This window comes from Pseudoalteromonas sp. 20-MNA-CIBAN-0454, assembly GCF_040308685.1.
GTDB classification, from domain to species: Bacteria; Pseudomonadota; Gammaproteobacteria; order Enterobacterales; family Alteromonadaceae; genus Pseudoalteromonas; species Pseudoalteromonas nigrifaciens.
Map to the genome: position 1 here is coordinate 15831 of NZ_JBEOOB010000039.1, position 17025 is coordinate 32855.

The following is a 17025-nucleotide window of genomic DNA, read 5'->3' on the forward strand; positions in this document are numbered from 1 at the left end:
CGCTACTGGCTATGATTACAAAAAGCAGGAAAAGATTTCCTGCTTTTCTATTTGCACAGCCCCTGCAAGTAGATAGAATAGGCACCATTGTATTTTAGTACTGTGAAGTCATGGCCAAACGAGATAAGCAAGTCGATACCCTTAAAGTTCCTCCCCATTCAATAGAAGCAGAACAATCTGTTTTAGGTGGCTTAATGCTTGATAACCAAGCATTTGACCGCGTAGCAGAGCTTGTTGTATCACAGGATTTTTATACCCGCACGCATAAGCTTATTTTTGAAGCGATGACAACGCTTGCTGAAATTGGCGATCCGATCGATTTAATTACTATTTCAGAGAGCCTAGAAAAAAATAATAAATTAGCAGGAATTGGTGGTTTTGCTTATTTAGCTGAAATAGCCAAAAACACCCCAAGTGCTGCTAATATTGACGCTTACGCAAGTATTGTGCGCGAACGTGCTGTGGTACGTGAAATGATTGGTGTAGCAAATGAAATTGCCGAAGCAGGTTTTAATACCGAAGGGCGCACCAGCCACGATTTGCTCGACTTTGCTGAGAGTAAAGTATTTAAAATTGCTGAGCAACGTACAAAAAACAATGAAGGCCCGCAAAGCATTCATAGCATACTTGAAAAAACAGTTGATAAAATAGAAGAGCTTTATCAATCACCGCAAGACGGTGTAACAGGTGTGAGTACCGGCTATGCCGACCTTGATAAAATGACCACAGGTTTGCAACCATCTGACTTAATTATAGTTGCGGCACGTCCATCTATGGGTAAAACCACTTTTGCGATGAACCTTGCAGAACATGCTGCAATGACCCAAGACAAGCCGGTATTAATTTACTCACTAGAGATGCCCTCAGAACAAATTATGATGAGGATGTTGGCGTCTCTTGGGCGTATTAACCAAACTAAAGTGCGTACTGGTCAGTTAGATGATGACGATTGGGCACGACTTTCATCAACCATGGGTTTGTTGATGGAAAAAGGCAAAATGTACGTTGATGATGCCTCGGGCTTAACACCTACAGATGTACGCTCTCGTGCACGACGTATTGCCCGCGATCATGGTGGTATTAGTATGATCATGGTCGATTACTTGCAATTAATGCGAGTACCTAGCCTTGCTGATAACCGAACGCTTGAAATTGCCGAAATTTCACGTTCACTTAAAGCATTAGCAAAAGAGCTAAAATGTCCGGTTGTTGCGCTTTCGCAGCTTAACCGTACGCTTGAGCAACGTGCCGATAAACGTCCAATTAACTCAGATTTACGTGAGTCGGGCTCTATTGAGCAAGATGCCGATTTAATCATGTTTATTTATCGTGATGAAGTGTACAACGAAGACAGTACCGATAAAGGTATTGCCGAAATAATCATAGGTAAGCAACGTAACGGTCCTATTGGTAAAGTACGTTTAACCTTCCAAGGTCAATTTTCTCGCTTTGATAATTATGCGGGGCCAGCAGTAGATGACGATTATTAATGCGCCTAGCGATAGCCGAAATTAACTTAACAGCACTTGCGCATAATCTTGCGCAAGTTAAGAGCTTTGCGCCTAATAGCAAAGTAATGGCAGTGCTAAAAGCCAATGCCTACGGGCATGGCTTAGTAACCATAGCGCAGCACTTAAACGATGCCGATGCATTTGCTGTGGCACGTATAGATGAAGGGCTGGCACTGCGTGCTGGCGGTTTAACTAAGCCAATTGTATTGTTAGAAGGCTTTTTTGATGAAGCCGATTTACCCATTTTATTAGCTAATAATTTTCAAACCATTATTCATGACGAAAACCAATTAGCGGCACTGGAAAATGCGCAGCTTGAGGCTCCTATAAACTGCTGGTTAAAAATAAATACCGGCATGCATCGATTAGGTATTGCACCTGAGCAATTTTATGAGTTTTATAATCGCTTACAAAAAACAGCCAATGCGAATAATACGGTTAATTTAATGACCCATTTTTCGTGCGCGGATGATGTTGATAGCAGTAAAACAATGCAACAAATAGCATTGTTTAATCGCTTGGCAGAAAACGTTGAGCAGGCACATTGTTTATCAAATTCTGCCGGTATTTTAGCTTGGCCAAGTGGCCACGGTGATTGGGTACGCCCAGGGTTAATGCTTTATGGTGTATCGCCTATGGCAAATACCACAGGTAAAACGTATCAATTAGAGCCGGTTATGCGCTTAACCACAAAAGTAATTGCAGTGCGTAATGTAGCTGCCCATGAAGCGGTGGGTTACAGCGGGCGTTGGCAAAGTGATAAGCCGACCCAGTTAGCGGTTGTTGCTATGGGGTATGGTGATGGTTATCCGCGCCATGCGAGGGCGGGCACTCCGGTAATAATAAATAAGCAGCGTTATGGTATTGTAGGTAGCGTAGCTATGGATATGATCACCTTAGATATAGGCAATAATACACATAATATTAAAGTAGGTGACGAGGTAACTATGTGGGGGCCTGAGCTACCAGTAGAAGAAATAGCCCAGTGCGCCGATACTATACCTTATGAGTTATTGTGTAATATTACACCAAGGGTAAGCTATCAGTATCAGCGTTAAACTGCTGGTACTATTACTCTTTTATAAAGTAAATATCGCTAAAGCCCATACGGGCAAACTCTTGGTCGCGAAAATTACGCACCGACGCTGAGCCTTTCGAAGTCATTTCGATTTGCTGTACCATAGATAAATAATTAGTAAGATCGATACCCTCAGCGGCGGCAATTGCCTGATACATGTCGTGGTATTTATCTTTAGCGAAATTAATTTCGCGCGGTTGGTTTTTAAATGTATAGGTTATTCTGCGTGCCATATTAAGCTCATTTCGATTGCGAATTAGGGTGATTTTACACTGTATTGAATCACCATTGAATGATTTTTTTAAAATGAAATAATAAAGAGATAAAAATGAAATTGACAGTAGAGATCAGCAAGTACCCACTTCATCAAGACTATATCCCGTTTATAAAAGGCTTTATAGATCGCTTAAACGAGTACGATAATTTAAAAGTAATTACTAATACCTTATCAACGCAAATTTTTGGTGATTACGATTTAGTAATGCAAGTGTTAAGTACCGAAATTAAACGCTCGTATGAAGAGTTTGGTAAAGCTATTTTTGTCTGTAAATTTCTATCTGGCGATTTGTCTCCACAATAACGGCTAATATGCATATTAGTAGTAACACGGAACCACACAATATGGATTTTTTAACACAAACCTTAAGCGGTTTTACAGCAATGTCGCATTGGGAGTATATTGCAGTGGGGCTGTCTATGGCTTATTTATTATTAGCAATAAAAGAGAGTTTATGGTGTTGGCCAGCCGCATTTTTTAGCACCCTTATTTATACTATTATGTATTGGAATGGCGCGTTATTAATGGAGTCGTTACTGCATTTTTATTATATGTATATGGCGGTGTTTGGTTGGCTAGTATGGCGTAAAGGCAAAACTAACAACGATAGTTTAAGTATTACCTCATGGTCAATGAATCGTCATATAATATTGATAATAGTGACCAGCATAGTTGCTCTTGCCATTGGTTACTTTATGAAAAATTACACCCATGCAGACTTTGCTTACCTTGATAGCTTTACAACCTGTTTTGCGGTAGTTACTACTTATTTAGTGGCAAAAAAAGTACTCGAAAATTGGCTGTATTGGATTGTAATAGATGCCGCGTCTATGTATTTATATTACGAAAAAGGCTACTATCCAACGCTCGCGCTCTTTATTTTTTACACCATAGTGGCTGCGTGGGGGTTTAAAACTTGGTACGAAGAGTACGAGCAAAAACAAGCTAAACCTATAGCGCAGTTATAAGACATTCATGCAGTCAATTAGCGATATTATCAACGGGTTTAATGCACAATTAACACTACTTAGTAGTGAGCGATTACATAGTGGTTTAAGCAATGACAACTTTTTAGTGCGCGCTGCGCTAAATAATCAACAGTATGCTTATTTATTAAAAAGTTACCGCGATCACTGGCCTACATTAGGCTTAGCTGCACAAGCTCGATTTGCACAGATGCAATTGTGCCCTAAACCACTTTGGTTAGACAAAACTAACAGGCTCGCTATTTTTGAATACATAGAAGGCGACACAGCCCAAAGCAATTATACCCCTGAGCTAATTAAAAAGTTGGTTAGTTTACATTGTCATAATGTGGTTAGCGAGGCGATGAATATAAAGCAAGAGCTGGATTTTTATCAACATACAGCGTTATATCAACAATATAGCCAAACTGTAAGTGTGGCGGTAGCAGAAATAGAAAAGCTACCACGTGATGAAGGCTTTTGTCATAATGACTTAGTAAAAGAAAACATCATAGAGAACCCGCAAGGCATGTTTTTAATCGATTTTGAGTACGCCAAAACCAACGACGTTTACTTTGATTTAGCCGCAATAGCTGTAAGTTTTGAACTAGACAGGGAAGGTAAGCAACAGTTACTTAAAACCTATCAACAGCAGTTACCGCTTTCGCAACGTTTTTACTGCTCTATTAATAAGCTAGAGTATTATCAAGTAGTGTTTTTAGTACTGTGTGTTTGCTGGTATAGCGATCGCTCAATAAATGAAAAAGTGATGCCTCTGTGCGCGCAATTAGACGCATTGATAGCGCTGCAACATTAACTTATCTCTTAAGTGGCTAATTTAAGCTAGTAGCCCACTTGGTTTTTAGCAACAAATAGCTGATTTACCAGCTACCACTAAGTCTTTTATTTAAAAGCGTTTAAATAATAAGCATATGAACGAATGGCGCTAGCATTTACCTTTAGATGTCTTTATCATTACGCATGCCAAAGCATTGATATCGCGAGTTGATGTGGCGGCAACAAATGTGCTCTCGTGGTGAAATGGATATCACGTGGCCCTCCGGAGGCTGAGTTGTAGGTTCGATCCCTACCGAGAGCGCCATTTGCATTCCTCTAATACACTTGCTAACTTTTAGTATTATCCTTTAAAAAATATTCAACATGACTTATCTACCAATTAAATGTGGCGACTACGATCAGCTTGAGCTTTATTGCATGCGTGCAAATAAAGTGGCTATCACATTAGATACCCAAACCTTAGTGGGTGTTGCTAAAACCTTAGAAAATATTAAAGGCGAAGGCGAGTTTTTGGTGCTGCAAGAGCCAACAAACAAAATAATAAAAATACGGCTAGATAAAATTAAAACGATTTCACTCGCTTAGTTTGTAGCTATTTATTACTAGTAAAAACTTTAAAAGTAGACATTTAAGGTTAAAAAGTGCTATTTAAGAGACACGCCTTATAATTGTAGAACCTCCCACACTTATGCTTATCACTTTACCTATATCTGAGCTTGTCCCTGGCATGTTTGTTGACAATGTTACCAAGCAGCATGAAAGCATTAGTAGTATAAAAATCAAAACCAGTGGACTAGTGCGTGATAAGTCAATAATTAAGCGTTTAGTAACAGAAGGGGTGCTAGAGCTACTCATTGATTTTACTAAAAGTGATGTTGAGATACCCGCCAAATACAAACCGAAAAATAAAGCTAAAGTAGCTAGCAGCCAAGAAAAGCCAGCTAAAGCTGCTCTCGCTATATCGGTAGAGCAAGAGTTTGCAAAAGCGAGCGTAAGCTATGAGCAGCATAATCGCAAAATACAGGCTTTATACGGTGACTTAACAGCAGGGCTTGCGCTTAATATAAATGTGTTGGATGAAATTGCCGGTGAAATAGTGGCATCGGTATTTAGAAACCCCAATGCAATGACCATTCTTACCCGCCTTAAAGACAAACACAGCTATAATTGGCGTCATATGATCAACTGCGCCATTTTTGCAGCAGTATTTGCTAAATACTTAGGCTATGAAGAGCCTACTGTGCAGCAGCTTGCAATGGGGGCATTGCTGCATGATTTAGGACAGGCAAAGGTGCCGCAGGGTATATTATCAAAGCAGACTAAAGTCACTAATAATGAGTTTGCAGCAATAAAAAAACATGTTGTACAAAGTTTAGGTTTAGTTAAAGGCGAAAAAGGGATCACACCGTTAATGCTTGATATGATAGTGAATCATCATGAGCGATTAGATGGTTCGGGTTATCCGCGAGGCCTTAATGCAGAGAAATTAAGTCGCCCTGCACGTATAATGGCTATTGTAGATGTGTATGACGCGATAACAGCAGATAGGCCTCACCAAGTCGGTGACGAGCCAATAAACGCACTGCGTTATTTGCTCGCTAACAAACAACTGTTTGACGCTGAATTAGTACAACACTTTATTAAATGTTTGGGTGTGCATCCGGTAGGTACTATTGTAAAGCTGACCAATGAACGTTTAGCACTGGTACTTGAGGGCAATAACCTTAATCCCATTAAACCTAAAGTTAAACTATTTTATAATGCGAAGCATGGCCACCATGTTACGCCAAAAGATATTGATTTGAGCGACCTGAGCCAAGAGCTTAAAATTATTGCCAGTGTTAAGCCCCTTGATTATCAGATTAACTTGTCTCGTTTATTAAAAGAGCACTTACTTTTATAGCGTTAGTACATTTGCGTTTTTGGCTTTGTTTAGCCGAAATAAACGCACCTAAAAAGCAACTTGCCATTAATATTAACCACAATAAAGTACCAAGCTCTACATGCAGCGCTAAACAGCAAAATGTTAGCGAGATTAATGCACAAGTAATAGCCGCCAACCAAAAGTGATTAACTGGATTGTCACATTGCCCAGCACGAGTACACGCACAATAGTTTGCTTTATAAAAACAAAATACACTTGCGCCACAAAAAATAAGCCCAGTCAAAATAAGTAAAATGCTCACCGTTTTCTCTCATCATCGTTTTATAGAGAGTGTAGATTGCAGCGCATTTCAAGTCAATTCAAATGAGAATCAATTACAATTAGAGCTTGTGCTCTAATAGCACACTTCTAGTCCGATGAGTTTTAATAAGTTGTTAAATGGTCGTTAAAAAACGTGTTTTTTACTGTTTTTTGACGTGTTTGTAGAGTTTTTTATAAAAAATTAATGTAGTGTGATCAGGTTTGAAATCCTAATAACAACACACATAGCTACCCAAACAATAAGTTTGGTTAAGGAAACAACAATGAAATTTACTAAAACTTTAATCGCAGCGTCGCTGGTACTTGTTTCAGCAGATAGTTTTGCTGCAGCATTTCAGTTATCTGAGCAAAATGCCTCAGGACTCGGTCGCGCCTATGCAGGTGAAGCTTCAATCGCAGACGATGCGTCTGTAGTAGCTCGTAACCCAGCATTAATGTCACTATTTAAAGAAAAACAAATATCAGTGGCGGGTATTGCTGTACTTCCTGATGTAAGCTTAAAAGGCACTGATACAAATAACGGTTTAGATCCAAGCGTGCTAAATAATGACAGCATCGCTCCTAATGCAATTGTACCTGCGGGTTACTTTACCATGCCAGTTAACGATAAAGTGTCAGTTGGCTTTGGTGCATTTTCTAACTTTGGCTTAGCCACAGAATTTAATGGTGACTATGCTGCAGGCCAAATAGCTGGTGAAACAGAAATTGTAACAGTTAACTTCAATGCCAGCGTTGCTTATAAAGTAACAGAGCAATTTAGTTTTGGTATTGGCTTAAACTATATTTATGCAGATGCAACGATAATTCGAAAAGTGGGTGCGAACCCTAATATTCCAGCTTCAACTGATGCGGTTCACTTAGAAGGTGACGATACTGGTTTAGGTTTAAATTTAGGCTTAATGTATCAACTTGATGAAAACAGCCGCTTTGGTTTTAACTACCGCAGCGAAACCGATATTACTTTTGAGGGGACTTTCTCAAGCGCAGCTAAATTATTACCTGAAATGCCAGGTTCTGTTGAAATTACACTACCAGCTATTGCTGAATTTTCTGGTTCTCATCAGTTAGATGAAAAGCTTGGTTTACACTACAGTGTAATGTGGACAGGTTGGAGCAGCTTTGACAAGTTAGAAGCAAAAGTAAACGGACCAGCAGGTGAGTTTACAGGATTTGAGAAAGAAGAAAATTTCTCAGATTCTATGCGCTACGCAATAGGTTCTGATTACCAGTACAGTGAAAACCTATTATTACGTGCCGGTGTTGCGTTTGATGAGTCACCAGCGGATAAAAACCATATGTCGATTTCTATCCCAGATACAGACCGCTTTTGGTTCTCGTTTGGTGGTAACTACGCAATTGATCAACATTCAGACTTTGATTTAGGTGTGAGTGTACTACGTGGTAAAACACAAAACTTCACTGAAAAAGATAATTCACAGCAAGAATGGTCTTTTGAATCAAAAGGTCATGCATTGCTAGTTGGTGCTCAGTACAACTATAAGTTTTAATGCTTGCCTAGAGCCTAGAGCCTAGAGCCTAGAGCCTAGAGCCTAGAGCCTAGAGCCTAGAGCCTAGAGTCAAAAAAAGCCGCGCTATGTAATTACATAGCGCGGCTTTTTAATGCCTATATAAATGTTCCGGGCTAATGCCCGGAAACTAAATTATAAGCTTTCTATTTTTGCTTTTTGCTCAAGTAGCTTAGTTTTAGCATCGCTAAACTCAGCTAGTTTGGCATTTTCTTTAGCAAGTACAGCTTCTGGTGCGTTGTTAACAAACTTTTCGTTAGCGAGTTTATTTTGCACTTGTGCTAGGCCTTTTTCGGCTTTTTCGAGTTGTTTATTAATACGTGAAAGCTCGGCTTCTACGTCAATTAAACCCGCCATTGGGATCATAATTTCAAGATTACCAACATAAGACGCTGCACACGCAGGCGCATCATCTTTATTTTCGAGCATGGTGAACTCTTCAATTTTTGCAAGTGATGCTAAAAATGAGTTGTTCTCCTCAATGCGGCGCACGTCGTCGCTCGAAGCATTTGCAAGTAATACGCTAAGCGGCTTGCTTGGGCTAATGTCCATTTCACCACGAATGTTACGAATTGCTAAAATGAATTGTTTAACCCACTCTAAATCGTCCATTGCTTTGGCATCAACGCTAGCTGCATTATAAACAGGGAATGGTTGTATCATAATACTGGTGTTCTCTGTTTCAAGGCCTGCAAGTGGTGCTACACGTTGCCAAATAGTTTCGGTGATGTATGGCATCATTGGGTGCATTAAACGCAACAAGCTTTCAAGTACGGTAATTAGTGTATTACGTGTACCGCGTTGCTGTGCTTCACTGCCTTTAAATAATACCGGTTTAGTTAGTTCTAAGTACCAATCGCAAAATTGGTGCCAAGTAAACTCGTACAGGGTGTTAGCAGCTAAGTCAAAGCGGTAATTATCTAAATGCTCAGTATAACTTTTAACAGTTGACTCAAATTGGCCTAAAATCCAACGATCGGCTAACGACAACTCTTTTTGTGCATCGGTTGCAAAACCACAGTCTTGCTCTTCTGTGTTCATTAATACGTAACGACTCGCGTTCCATAGTTTGTTACAGAAGTTACGGTAGCCTTCAAGGCGGTTCATATCCCAGTTAATATCGCGACCGGTAGAAGCCATTGCTGCAAGCGTAAAGCGAAGGGCATCGGTGCCGTGTGCTTCAATGCCGCCAGCGAATACTTTGCGGGTATCTTTTTCGATTTTAGCCGCTAATTTTGGCTGCATCATGTTACCAGTACGCTTTTGTACTAACTCTTCAAGTTCAATGCCGTCAATCATGTCCAGTGGGTCAAGTACGTTACCTTTTGACTTAGACATTTTATCGCCGTTGTCGTCACGTATTAAACCAGTTACATACACGGTTTTAAACGGCACTTGTGGTTTACCATTTTCGTCTTTTATAAAGTGCAGCGTCATCATGATCATACGCGCAACCCAGAAGAAAATAATATCAAAACCAGTTACCAGCACGTCAGACGGGTGGAAGGTTTTTAAATCATCAGTGTTTGCAGGCCAACCTTGAGTTGAGAACGTCCAAAGCGCTGATGAGAACCAGGTATCAAGTACGTCTTCGTCTTGGCTTAGTGTTACGCTGTCTGCAATGTTATTTTCGCGGCGTACTTCAGCTTCATCGCGACCAACAAATACGTTGCCTTCGCTGTCGTACCAAGCTGGAATGCGGTGGCCCCACCAAAGCTGGCGTGAAATACACCAATCTTGTACGTCGTTCATCCACGAAAAGTACATGTTTTCGTATTGTTTAGGTACAAATTGAATGTCGCCGTTTTTAACCGCTTCTTTAGCCGGCTCTGCAAGAGGTGCAACACGTACATACCATTGGTCGGTAAGCAGTGGCTCAATTACCACACCCGAGCGGTCGCCGTAAGGAACGGTTAAACCATGATCTTCAATTTTTTCAAGTAAGCCTAGTTCTTCAAATTCAGCTACAATCGCTTTACGCGCAGCAAAACGGTCAAGCCCGTGTAGGCGCTCAGGAATTGGTGCATCAAACTCAAGTTCTTTGCCATCAAAGCTGTAGGTTTCGCCTTGAGTAAGAATAGCGGCGTCTTTATCGAAAATGTTGATCATCGGCATTTTGTGACGCTTGCCTACTTCGTTATCGTTAAAGTCGTGCGCTGGGGTTATTTTTACACAGCCCGTACCTTTATCTTTATCGGCATGTTCATCGGCTACAATTTTAATACGGCGATTAACAATGGGTAATAAAATCTCTTTACCGATTAAATCTATGTAGCGTTCGTCATCAGGGTTTACTGCAACGCCCGAGTCGCCCAGCATGGTTTCTGGACGAGTTGTTGCTACTACTATGTAGTCTTTACCATCTTGAGTTTTAACACCGTCGGCTAGTGGGTAACGTAAGTTCCACATGTGGCCTTGCTTGTCTTTGTTTTCAACTTCAAGATCAGAAATAGCAGTGTGTAATTTAGGATCCCAGTTTACTAGGCGTTTGCCACGGTAAATTAGGTTTTCTTTATGCAGGCGTACAAACACTTCTTTAACGGCTTCAGATAGGCCATCGTCCATGGTAAAACGTTCACGATCCCAATCAACCGATGCGCCAAGGCGACGAAGTTGTTTAGTGATTGTGCCGCCAGATTCTTTTTTCCATTCCCAGATTTTATTAATAAAATCTTCGCGACCTAAATCGTGGCGTGTTTTGCCTTCCTCAGCATGCAGCTTACGCTCAACCAACATTTGCGTTGCAATACCTGCGTGGTCAGTACCTACTTGCCATAATGTGTTGTTACCTTGCATACGCTTAAAGCGCGTTAAGGTATCCATTATGGTGTCTTGGAAAGCGTGGCCCATGTGTAAGCTACCAGTGACATTTGGCGGCGGGATCATAATTGAATACGGGACGCCTTGGCCAGATGGTTTAAAGTAGCCTTTTTCTTCCCAGCCTTGGTATAGAGACTGTTCAATATCTTGCGGATTGTAGGTTTTATCCATTACACAGAACCTTAAATAAGTACTTAAATTAGTTGGTTAGCTATTTTACTAAAAGTGTTTTTAGTTATTAATATCTTGCGTGGTGATGTTAGCACCGAGTTGGCGTAGCTTTTTAAAACGCTCACGAGCTGCTTGTTTAGCAACGGCTTCTACGGGTACAAAATCAAAAACTTGGTTAAAGCGGCGAATAAAATCCGGTAAGTTATTAGCCAAGTTAATTAAAACTTTACGATTGCCAACAGGGGGCGTAGTACCAATTTCTACCGGTGCGCCGCCTTTTGGGCCTTCACCTTGTAGGTTATGAGGTACAAAACTGTCGGGATCAAATGCCCAAAGTGTTTCATCAATGGCAAAGGCGGTATTTTCGTTATCTACACAAATAAATACACGTTGGCCAAGCCGATACTGATCAGCGGCAATTTGAGCCGCCAAAGCCAAATGATCATCAGGCTTAGCCAGCGACTCATCTTGTTGCTTTAGAACGAAAAATTGGGCGTTCATGTTCATTGTATCGGGGTTTCCCATGACATTGAATGTGTAGCTAGTTAATACACATAAATTAAGAGGCTGATTTTGCCATATAACGGGTTTTGCTTCAATTAATACCCAAATAAATAAGGCGCCAAACGGCGCCTTAATAAGTAGCTAAGCGGTATGCTTAATCTTGAGCAGCTTCGTTTACGCCGGCTCTGTTTAATAAATATTGAGTAAGCATAGGAACAGGGCGGCCTGTTGCGCCTTTTTTAGCGCCACTGCGCCATGCCGTGCCTGCAATATCTAAATGTGCCCAGTTGTACTTTTTAGTAAACTTAGATAAAAAACACGCTGCGGTAATAGTACCAGCTGCACGGCCCCCTAAGTTAGTAAAGTCGGCAAATGGGCTCTCTAGTTGATCTTGATAGTCGTCCCATAGCGGTAGTTGCCATGCACGGTCGCCACTTTGCTCCGATGCTTTTAACAACTCATGCGCGAGCGGATTATGGTTAGAGAGTAAACCGGTTGCATGTGCGCCTAGTGCTACAATACAAGCACCTGTTAATGTGGCTACATCAATAACGGTTTCTGGCTCAAAACGCTCTACATAGGTTAGTGCATCACATAATACTAAGCGCCCTTCGGCATCAGTATTTAATACTTCAACGGTTTGTCCCGACATAGTGGTTAAAATGTCACCTGGGCGATATGCATTTGGCCCCGGCATATTTTCGCAGCCGGCTAAAATACCAATCACGTTAATAGGTAACTGCATTTGTGCCAGTGCACGCATTGCACCAATAACACCTGCAGCACCGCCCATGTCGTATTTCATTTCGTCCATGCCTTCGCCAGGTTTTAATGAAATACCGCCCGAATCGAAGGTTAAGCCTTTACCAACTAATACGATAGGAGCTTGATCATCTGCGCCGCCTTTGTAGTTAATTACCGACATAACCGATTCGTTCACACTACCGCGACCAACAGCTAAGTAAGAGTTCATACCTAGCTCAGCCATTTGCTCTTCGCCGATTAGATCAACAGTAATGTTGTCAAAATTAGTTGCTAGCTGTTGTGCTTGCTCGCCTAAATACGCAGGGTTACAAATATTAGGTGGCATATTTGCTACGTCTTTACACAGCTTACTACCGGCAGCAATAGCTAAACCATGCTCAATAGCGCTTTCGCCTATAGTTAGCTCGCGACGCGTTGGAACATTAAACACCATTTTACGCAGTGGACGACGTGGGTCTACTGTTTTACTTTTTAGTTGATTAAAGGTGTATAAACAATCTTGGGTGGTTTCTACTGCTTGGCGCACTTTCCAGTAGGTATCGCGACCTTTAACGTGTTGCTCTGTTAAAAAGCATACCGCTTCCATAGAGCCGGTGTCGTTTAAGGTATTAATTGTTTTAGAAATAATTTGTTTATATTGCTTATCGTCAAGCTCGCGCTCTTTACCACACCCTACAAGCAATATGCGCTCGCTTAAGATGTTTGGTACATGATGCAATAATAAAACTTGGCCCGGCTTTCCTTCTAGGTCACCTCGGCGAAGTAAATTTGAGATATAACCATCACTGATTTTATCGAGTTGTTCACCAATGGGGGATAACCGACGAGGCTCGTATACACCAACTACAATACATGCGCTACGTTGTTTTTCTGGGCTACCACTTTTTACGTTAAATTCCATTGTCACTCCTGATTTTGAGTCATCTTTAGAAGCTAAGCAGAAACTAAAAATATTTTTAGTCTTATATACCTAAATTATTTAGGTGTAGCTCTAATCTTAGCTGATTTTGCCCGACTCTTACTGTGTAATTGAACTTTATCTGCTTAAGGGTCACTAATGCAACATTATATCGTGTTGTTAGGTAGGATAATTAATTTTCATGGCTTATAATATTAGATCTATACTCGGCAACGCTGAGTAAAATCATGACTAACTATAAACTTTCACTATTGCAGTGACACACCATGTTTAACAGGGGCGACTATTGCTTATTTTTCGTTATTTGACTGCTGAGGTTTTAAAATCGCAGGTCGCCGTATTTTTAACTTTGATGACCATTTTTTTGTCGCAAAAGTTAGTTAGTATTTTAGGCGATGCCTCTGAGGGCAGTATTCCTGCTAAATTAGTGCTATCGATGATCGCACTTAAATTGCCACAGTTAGCCTCGTTAATTTTACCATTGAGTATATTTTTAGGCATAATTTTGGCCTACAGCCGTATCTACGCCGATAGCGAAATGACCGTGCTTAAAGCCTGTGGTGTAAGTGAATGGTATGTGGTTAGAGTGACGCTTATATCAAGTGTGGGGTTGGCTATTTTAGCCGCCGCGCTCACTATGCATGTTGCCCCTTGGGCAAGCGAGCAAGAGTATCAATTAAAAGAGCAAGCTAAAGCCGATGCGGGATTATCTGCATTAAGGGCAGGTCGCTTTCAGCAAACCGGTAACGAAAAAGCCGTGGTGTTTATTCATAACATTGAAAACGGTGGAAAAGAGCTTAATAAAGTATTTGTAGCGCAACTCCCCGATAGCGAAAAAGACAACCTTGCACGCCTAGTTTATGCAGAGCAAGGAGTTGTAGTTGAAGCGCAAAATGGCGAACAACAACTCGTTCTTAGCGACGGCAAACGCTATGAAACTGATGGCTTAACGCCAGCGCTCAATTTAACCGAGTTTGACGGTTATAGTGTACAAATACGTGAGCAAGAAATAGAGCACCAACGCCGTAAATTAGAAGCAATTCCTACTAATCAATTGTTGGCACTTAACACTCCAGAGGCAACCGCGCAGTGGCAATGGCGTATTGCTATACCGCTTTCTATTCCACTGCTGACACTATTAGCAGTACCGTTAAGTGTGGTTAATCCACGCCAAGGTAAATTTGCTAAGTTAGTGCCGGCAATTAGTTTGTACTTAGGTTATTTTATTTTACTTAACGCTGCTAAATTTGCTGTTGAAGATGGCAAAATACCTCCCTCTATTGGCCTTTGGTGGATTCACTTAAGTGCCTTATTTATTGGCGGACTATTAATAATTAAAGGGCGACCACTTGGCGCTTGGCTTAAAGCGGTAATTACTAAGCGGGAGTTGGGCGCATGATGAAAACCCTTGATTGGTATTTAGGTCGCAGCATTTTACAAACCACCGGCTTTGCATTATTGGTACTGGTAGGCATTAGCACCTTAATTAAATTTATCGACCAGTTAAAGTCAGTTGGCCGTGGTAGTTACGATTTAATGACCGCGATGCTCTACACGCTTTACACAATACCGGGCGATTTAGTGGTGTTTTTTCCGATGGCCGCGCTCATTGGTGGCTTAACTGGGTTAGGAGCGCTTGCCTCAAACAGCGAGCTGGTGGTAATGCACGCTGCAGGTATGTCGCGCTTACAAATTATAAGCTCGGTAATGAAAACCGCCGTATTTATGGCGCTATGTATGATGGCATTAGGCGAGTGGGGAGTACCCGAGGCGCAATTACAAGCTAAAGAAATGCGTAACCAGGCAATTCATGGTGGCGATGTTTTTAATGCGCAAAAAGGCGTATGGGCAAAAGACGGCAATAACTTTATAAATATAGAAGATGTAGATCAAAATGGTAAATTAAATGGTGTACATATGTACCACTTTGATCAGTCGCTATCGCTTACACAAATAACGAAGGCAAAAGATGCGCTAAGTCGCGAAAACGGCTGGTTACTGCGCGGCGTCAATAAAGTAAAAATAAGTGATGAGCTTATTACCACAGAGCAAGTGCCTGAGGAGTTTTACCCATCACAACTTACTGCTGAAAAGCTGGGTGTGGTATCGGTTAAACCTGAGTCGCTGTCGTTTACTGGGTTATGGTCTTACTTAGACTATTTAGAGCAAAACGATCAAGATACCAGCACCTATGAACTCGCGCTTTGGCGCAAACTTATGCAGCCAATATCTATCGCTGTAATGTTGCTAGTTGCACTGTCGTTTATATTTGGCCCGTTGCGTACCGTCACTATGGGTGCACGTATTATAATGGGCGTAGTTACGGGTATAGTGTTTCATCTAACCAACGAAATATTTGGTCCTGTGGTTATGGTGTATCAAATACCTGCGTTTATTGGCGCTGTAGTGCCTAGCATTATATTCACCGGCTTTGCTGCTTACTTAATGAATAAACGCGCATAAAACTAGTTATAAAAAGGTAGTTACAAAAATACCTTGAAACAAAAAAGCGTGGCTACTTTATAAAAGTGCCACGCTTTTTTGTGCTTATAAATTACAGTGTATTACTTTTAATTAATCAAGCTCACGGTAAATACGCTTGTTTTCTTCTTTGGTGAGTGCAATAACTTCGGTTTTAGAAAGGTAATCTTGCAAAGCTTTTTTATTTTTAAAATCAACCAATACCACTAAATTACCTAAACCAAGTAATGCACTAACACTGCGAATTATTGCTTGCGGCCAGCTAATAAGTTGCCCATCTAGAGTTTGTACTTTTAAGCGCCATGCGCGCATGCCAATGGTTTGCCCGCTTTTAGTCCAAAAATAAGCAAAAAAGAATACGTTTACTCCAACAAACAACGCACTTCTAATACCAGAGAGTAACGTGGAGTCTTGTATTAAAGCAGCAGGATCGTCAGTTTTAACTATCATATCTAAAGACGTTAGTAGCTGAATGACTGCAAAGTAGAGTATGGCAGTAAGCATAGATAAAGAAATTACGACCAAGGCATCATAAATTAACGACGCCAAACGACGCCAAAAGCCAGCTCGTGGAAATTCATTCAACATAAATATACTCTCACTATTAATATGCGCGCTAGTTTAGCAAATAGGCTGGTAAATACTACCTCTTCAGTAAGGCATTAAAGCGCTGCGCAGAGTTAAATGTTAATGGTTGCTTAATTGTTAAGCGGTTGATTGTACTTATGTCATAAAACGCTTGCCGCTACCTTTATTGATTGTATAATGCTTAGCATAGAGACGAAGGCAGTTTTATAAACCTAAGCTCTAAAGTGGTTTTTCTTTATCTTCTGGTATTTAGAAGGTTAAAGAAAAATTATGCCAGCGTGATGAAATTGGTATACATGGGGGATTCAAAATCCCCTGCCGAAAGGCGTGCCGGTTCGAGTCCGGCCGCTGGTACCACTTTTTATAGCCCCGATCAAATTGGTCGGGGTTTTTTTATGCCTACAGAAAAGTGTAAA

The 17025-nt window shown here is 41.0% G+C and carries 16 protein-coding genes and 2 tRNA genes; 12 read left to right on the forward strand and 6 right to left on the reverse strand.

Features of this window, described 5'->3' with window-relative positions; genetic code table 11:
• Positions 1-110: 110 nt before the first annotated feature.
• Together dnaB and alr are read left to right on the forward strand one after the other, a co-directional pair.
• Positions 111-1490, forward strand: coding sequence for a replicative DNA helicase (gene dnaB, locus AAEZ22_RS15735; protein ID WP_041454554.1), 1380 nt, complete (start codon positions 111-113; stop codon positions 1488-1490).
• Positions 1490-2569, forward strand: a complete 1080-nt coding sequence (gene alr / locus AAEZ22_RS15740) for an alanine racemase (protein ID WP_352297962.1) — start codon at positions 1490-1492, stop codon at positions 2567-2569. The genes dnaB and alr overlap by 1 nt, the downstream gene beginning before the upstream one ends.
• 13 nt (positions 2570-2582) lie before the next feature.
• On the opposite strand, the gene AAEZ22_RS15745 is transcribed toward alr, so the two are convergent.
• Positions 2583-2822, reverse strand: a complete 240-nt coding sequence (locus AAEZ22_RS15745) for a DUF2960 domain-containing protein (RefSeq protein ID WP_011329083.1) — start codon at positions 2820-2822, stop codon at positions 2583-2585.
• A 95-nt stretch (positions 2823-2917) separates the two neighbouring features.
• Here AAEZ22_RS15745 and AAEZ22_RS15750 point away from each other — a divergent pair, with 95 nt between their 5' ends.
• The 6 genes from AAEZ22_RS15750 (at position 2918) to AAEZ22_RS15775 (ending at position 6532) form a co-directional block, all read left to right on the forward strand.
• Positions 2918-3169: a hypothetical protein gene (locus AAEZ22_RS15750; RefSeq protein WP_011329082.1), complete on the forward strand. Its 252-nt coding sequence runs from the start codon at positions 2918-2920 to the stop codon at positions 3167-3169.
• A 41-nt stretch (positions 3170-3210) separates the two neighbouring features.
• Positions 3211-3834: a nicotinamide riboside transporter PnuC gene (pnuC, locus tag AAEZ22_RS15755; RefSeq protein ID WP_041454551.1), complete on the forward strand. Its 624-nt coding sequence runs from the start codon at positions 3211-3213 to the stop codon at positions 3832-3834.
• 7 nt (positions 3835-3841) lie between these two features.
• A complete protein-coding gene (locus tag AAEZ22_RS15760) occupies positions 3842-4648 on the forward strand; it encodes a phosphotransferase (protein WP_011329080.1) in 807 nt (268 codons plus the stop codon).
• Positions 4649-4858: 210 nt separating this feature from the next.
• Positions 4859-4933: transfer RNA gene (locus tag AAEZ22_RS15765), tRNA-Arg, on the forward strand.
• 59 nt (positions 4934-4992) lie between these two features.
• Positions 4993-5214 carry a Rho-binding antiterminator gene (locus tag AAEZ22_RS15770; protein WP_041454550.1) on the forward strand — a complete coding sequence of 74 codons (222 nt, stop codon included), beginning with the start codon at positions 4993-4995 and terminating at the stop codon, positions 5212-5214.
• Between the two features lie 103 nt (positions 5215-5317).
• The gene (locus tag AAEZ22_RS15775) at positions 5318-6532 is read left to right on the forward strand and encodes an HD-GYP domain-containing protein (protein WP_011329078.1); all 1215 of its coding nucleotides are present in this window, start codon (positions 5318-5320) and stop codon (positions 6530-6532) included.
• Here AAEZ22_RS15775 and AAEZ22_RS15780 read toward each other — a convergent pair.
• Entirely contained in the window at positions 6492-6815 is a 324-nt protein-coding gene (locus AAEZ22_RS15780) for a hypothetical protein (RefSeq protein ID WP_041454548.1), read from the reverse strand. The two genes, AAEZ22_RS15775 and AAEZ22_RS15780, sit on opposite strands and share 41 nt — an antisense overlap.
• A gap of 283 nt (positions 6816-7098) precedes the next feature.
• Between AAEZ22_RS15780 and AAEZ22_RS15785 the strand changes: the two genes are divergently transcribed.
• Positions 7099-8343 carry an outer membrane protein transport protein gene (locus AAEZ22_RS15785; protein WP_011329076.1) on the forward strand — a complete coding sequence of 415 codons (1245 nt, stop codon included), beginning with the start codon at positions 7099-7101 and terminating at the stop codon, positions 8341-8343.
• A gap of 153 nt (positions 8344-8496) precedes the next feature.
• On the opposite strand, the gene AAEZ22_RS15790 is transcribed toward AAEZ22_RS15785, so the two are convergent.
• The 3 genes from AAEZ22_RS15790 to pepA all read right to left on the reverse strand — a co-directional run bounded on the left by AAEZ22_RS15790 (position 8497) and on the right by pepA (position 13522).
• A complete protein-coding gene (locus AAEZ22_RS15790; protein WP_350546568.1) occupies positions 8497-11352 on the reverse strand; it encodes a valine--tRNA ligase in 2856 nt (951 codons plus the stop codon).
• Positions 11353-11412: 60 nt separating this feature from the next.
• A complete protein-coding gene (locus tag AAEZ22_RS15795; protein ID WP_011329074.1) occupies positions 11413-11859 on the reverse strand; it encodes a DNA polymerase III subunit chi in 447 nt (148 codons plus the stop codon).
• Positions 11860-12010: 151 nt separating this feature from the next.
• Positions 12011-13522, reverse strand: a complete 1512-nt coding sequence (gene pepA, locus AAEZ22_RS15800) for a leucyl aminopeptidase (protein ID WP_011329073.1) — start codon at positions 13520-13522, stop codon at positions 12011-12013.
• A gap of 304 nt (positions 13523-13826) precedes the next feature.
• Between pepA and lptF the strand changes: the two genes are divergently transcribed.
• A complete protein-coding gene (lptF, locus tag AAEZ22_RS15805; protein WP_306287769.1) occupies positions 13827-14939 on the forward strand; it encodes an LPS export ABC transporter permease LptF in 1113 nt (370 codons plus the stop codon).
• The gene (lptG, locus tag AAEZ22_RS15810; protein WP_089368699.1) at positions 14936-16003 is read left to right on the forward strand and encodes an LPS export ABC transporter permease LptG; all 1068 of its coding nucleotides are present in this window, start codon (positions 14936-14938) and stop codon (positions 16001-16003) included. Before lptF ends, lptG begins: the two co-directional genes overlap by 4 nt.
• Before the next feature lie 111 nt (positions 16004-16114).
• Here lptG and AAEZ22_RS15815 read toward each other — a convergent pair whose 3' ends face one another.
• Positions 16115-16609, reverse strand: a complete 495-nt coding sequence (locus AAEZ22_RS15815) for an RDD family protein (protein WP_011329070.1) — start codon at positions 16607-16609, stop codon at positions 16115-16117.
• Between the two features lie 272 nt (positions 16610-16881).
• On the opposite strand from AAEZ22_RS15815, the gene AAEZ22_RS15820 reads away from it, so the two are divergent.
• Positions 16882-16966: transfer RNA gene (locus tag AAEZ22_RS15820), tRNA-Leu, on the forward strand.
• The last annotated feature ends 59 nt before the right edge of the window (positions 16967-17025 follow it).

What these genes read in the sequence shown, in the direction of transcription:
- dnaB (WP_041454554.1), top strand. Translation starts at nt 111, where the DNA reads ATGGCCAAACGAGATAAGCAAGTCGATACCCTTAAAGTTCCTCCCCAT.
- alr (WP_352297962.1), top strand. Translation starts at nt 1,490, where the DNA reads ATGCGCCTAGCGATAGCCGAAATTAACTTAACAGCACTTGCGCATAAT.
- AAEZ22_RS15745 (WP_011329083.1), bottom strand. Translation starts at nt 2,822, where the DNA reads ATGGCACGCAGAATAACCTATACATTTAAAAACCAACCGCGCGAAATT.
- AAEZ22_RS15750 (WP_011329082.1), top strand. Translation starts at nt 2,918, where the DNA reads ATGAAATTGACAGTAGAGATCAGCAAGTACCCACTTCATCAAGACTAT.
- pnuC (WP_041454551.1), top strand. Translation starts at nt 3,211, where the DNA reads ATGGATTTTTTAACACAAACCTTAAGCGGTTTTACAGCAATGTCGCAT.
- AAEZ22_RS15760 (WP_011329080.1), top strand. Translation starts at nt 3,842, where the DNA reads ATGCAGTCAATTAGCGATATTATCAACGGGTTTAATGCACAATTAACA.
- AAEZ22_RS15770 (WP_041454550.1), top strand. Translation starts at nt 4,993, where the DNA reads ATGACTTATCTACCAATTAAATGTGGCGACTACGATCAGCTTGAGCTT.
- AAEZ22_RS15775 (WP_011329078.1), top strand. Translation starts at nt 5,318, where the DNA reads ATGCTTATCACTTTACCTATATCTGAGCTTGTCCCTGGCATGTTTGTT.
- AAEZ22_RS15785 (WP_011329076.1), top strand. Translation starts at nt 7,099, where the DNA reads ATGAAATTTACTAAAACTTTAATCGCAGCGTCGCTGGTACTTGTTTCA.
- AAEZ22_RS15790 (WP_350546568.1), bottom strand. Translation starts at nt 11,352, where the DNA reads ATGGATAAAACCTACAATCCGCAAGATATTGAACAGTCTCTATACCAA.
- AAEZ22_RS15795 (WP_011329074.1), bottom strand. Translation starts at nt 11,859, where the DNA reads ATGAACATGAACGCCCAATTTTTCGTTCTAAAGCAACAAGATGAGTCG.
- pepA (WP_011329073.1), bottom strand. Translation starts at nt 13,522, where the DNA reads ATGGAATTTAACGTAAAAAGTGGTAGCCCAGAAAAACAACGTAGCGCA.
- lptG (WP_089368699.1), top strand. Translation starts at nt 14,936, where the DNA reads ATGATGAAAACCCTTGATTGGTATTTAGGTCGCAGCATTTTACAAACC.
- AAEZ22_RS15815 (WP_011329070.1), bottom strand. Translation starts at nt 16,609, where the DNA reads ATGTTGAATGAATTTCCACGAGCTGGCTTTTGGCGTCGTTTGGCGTCG.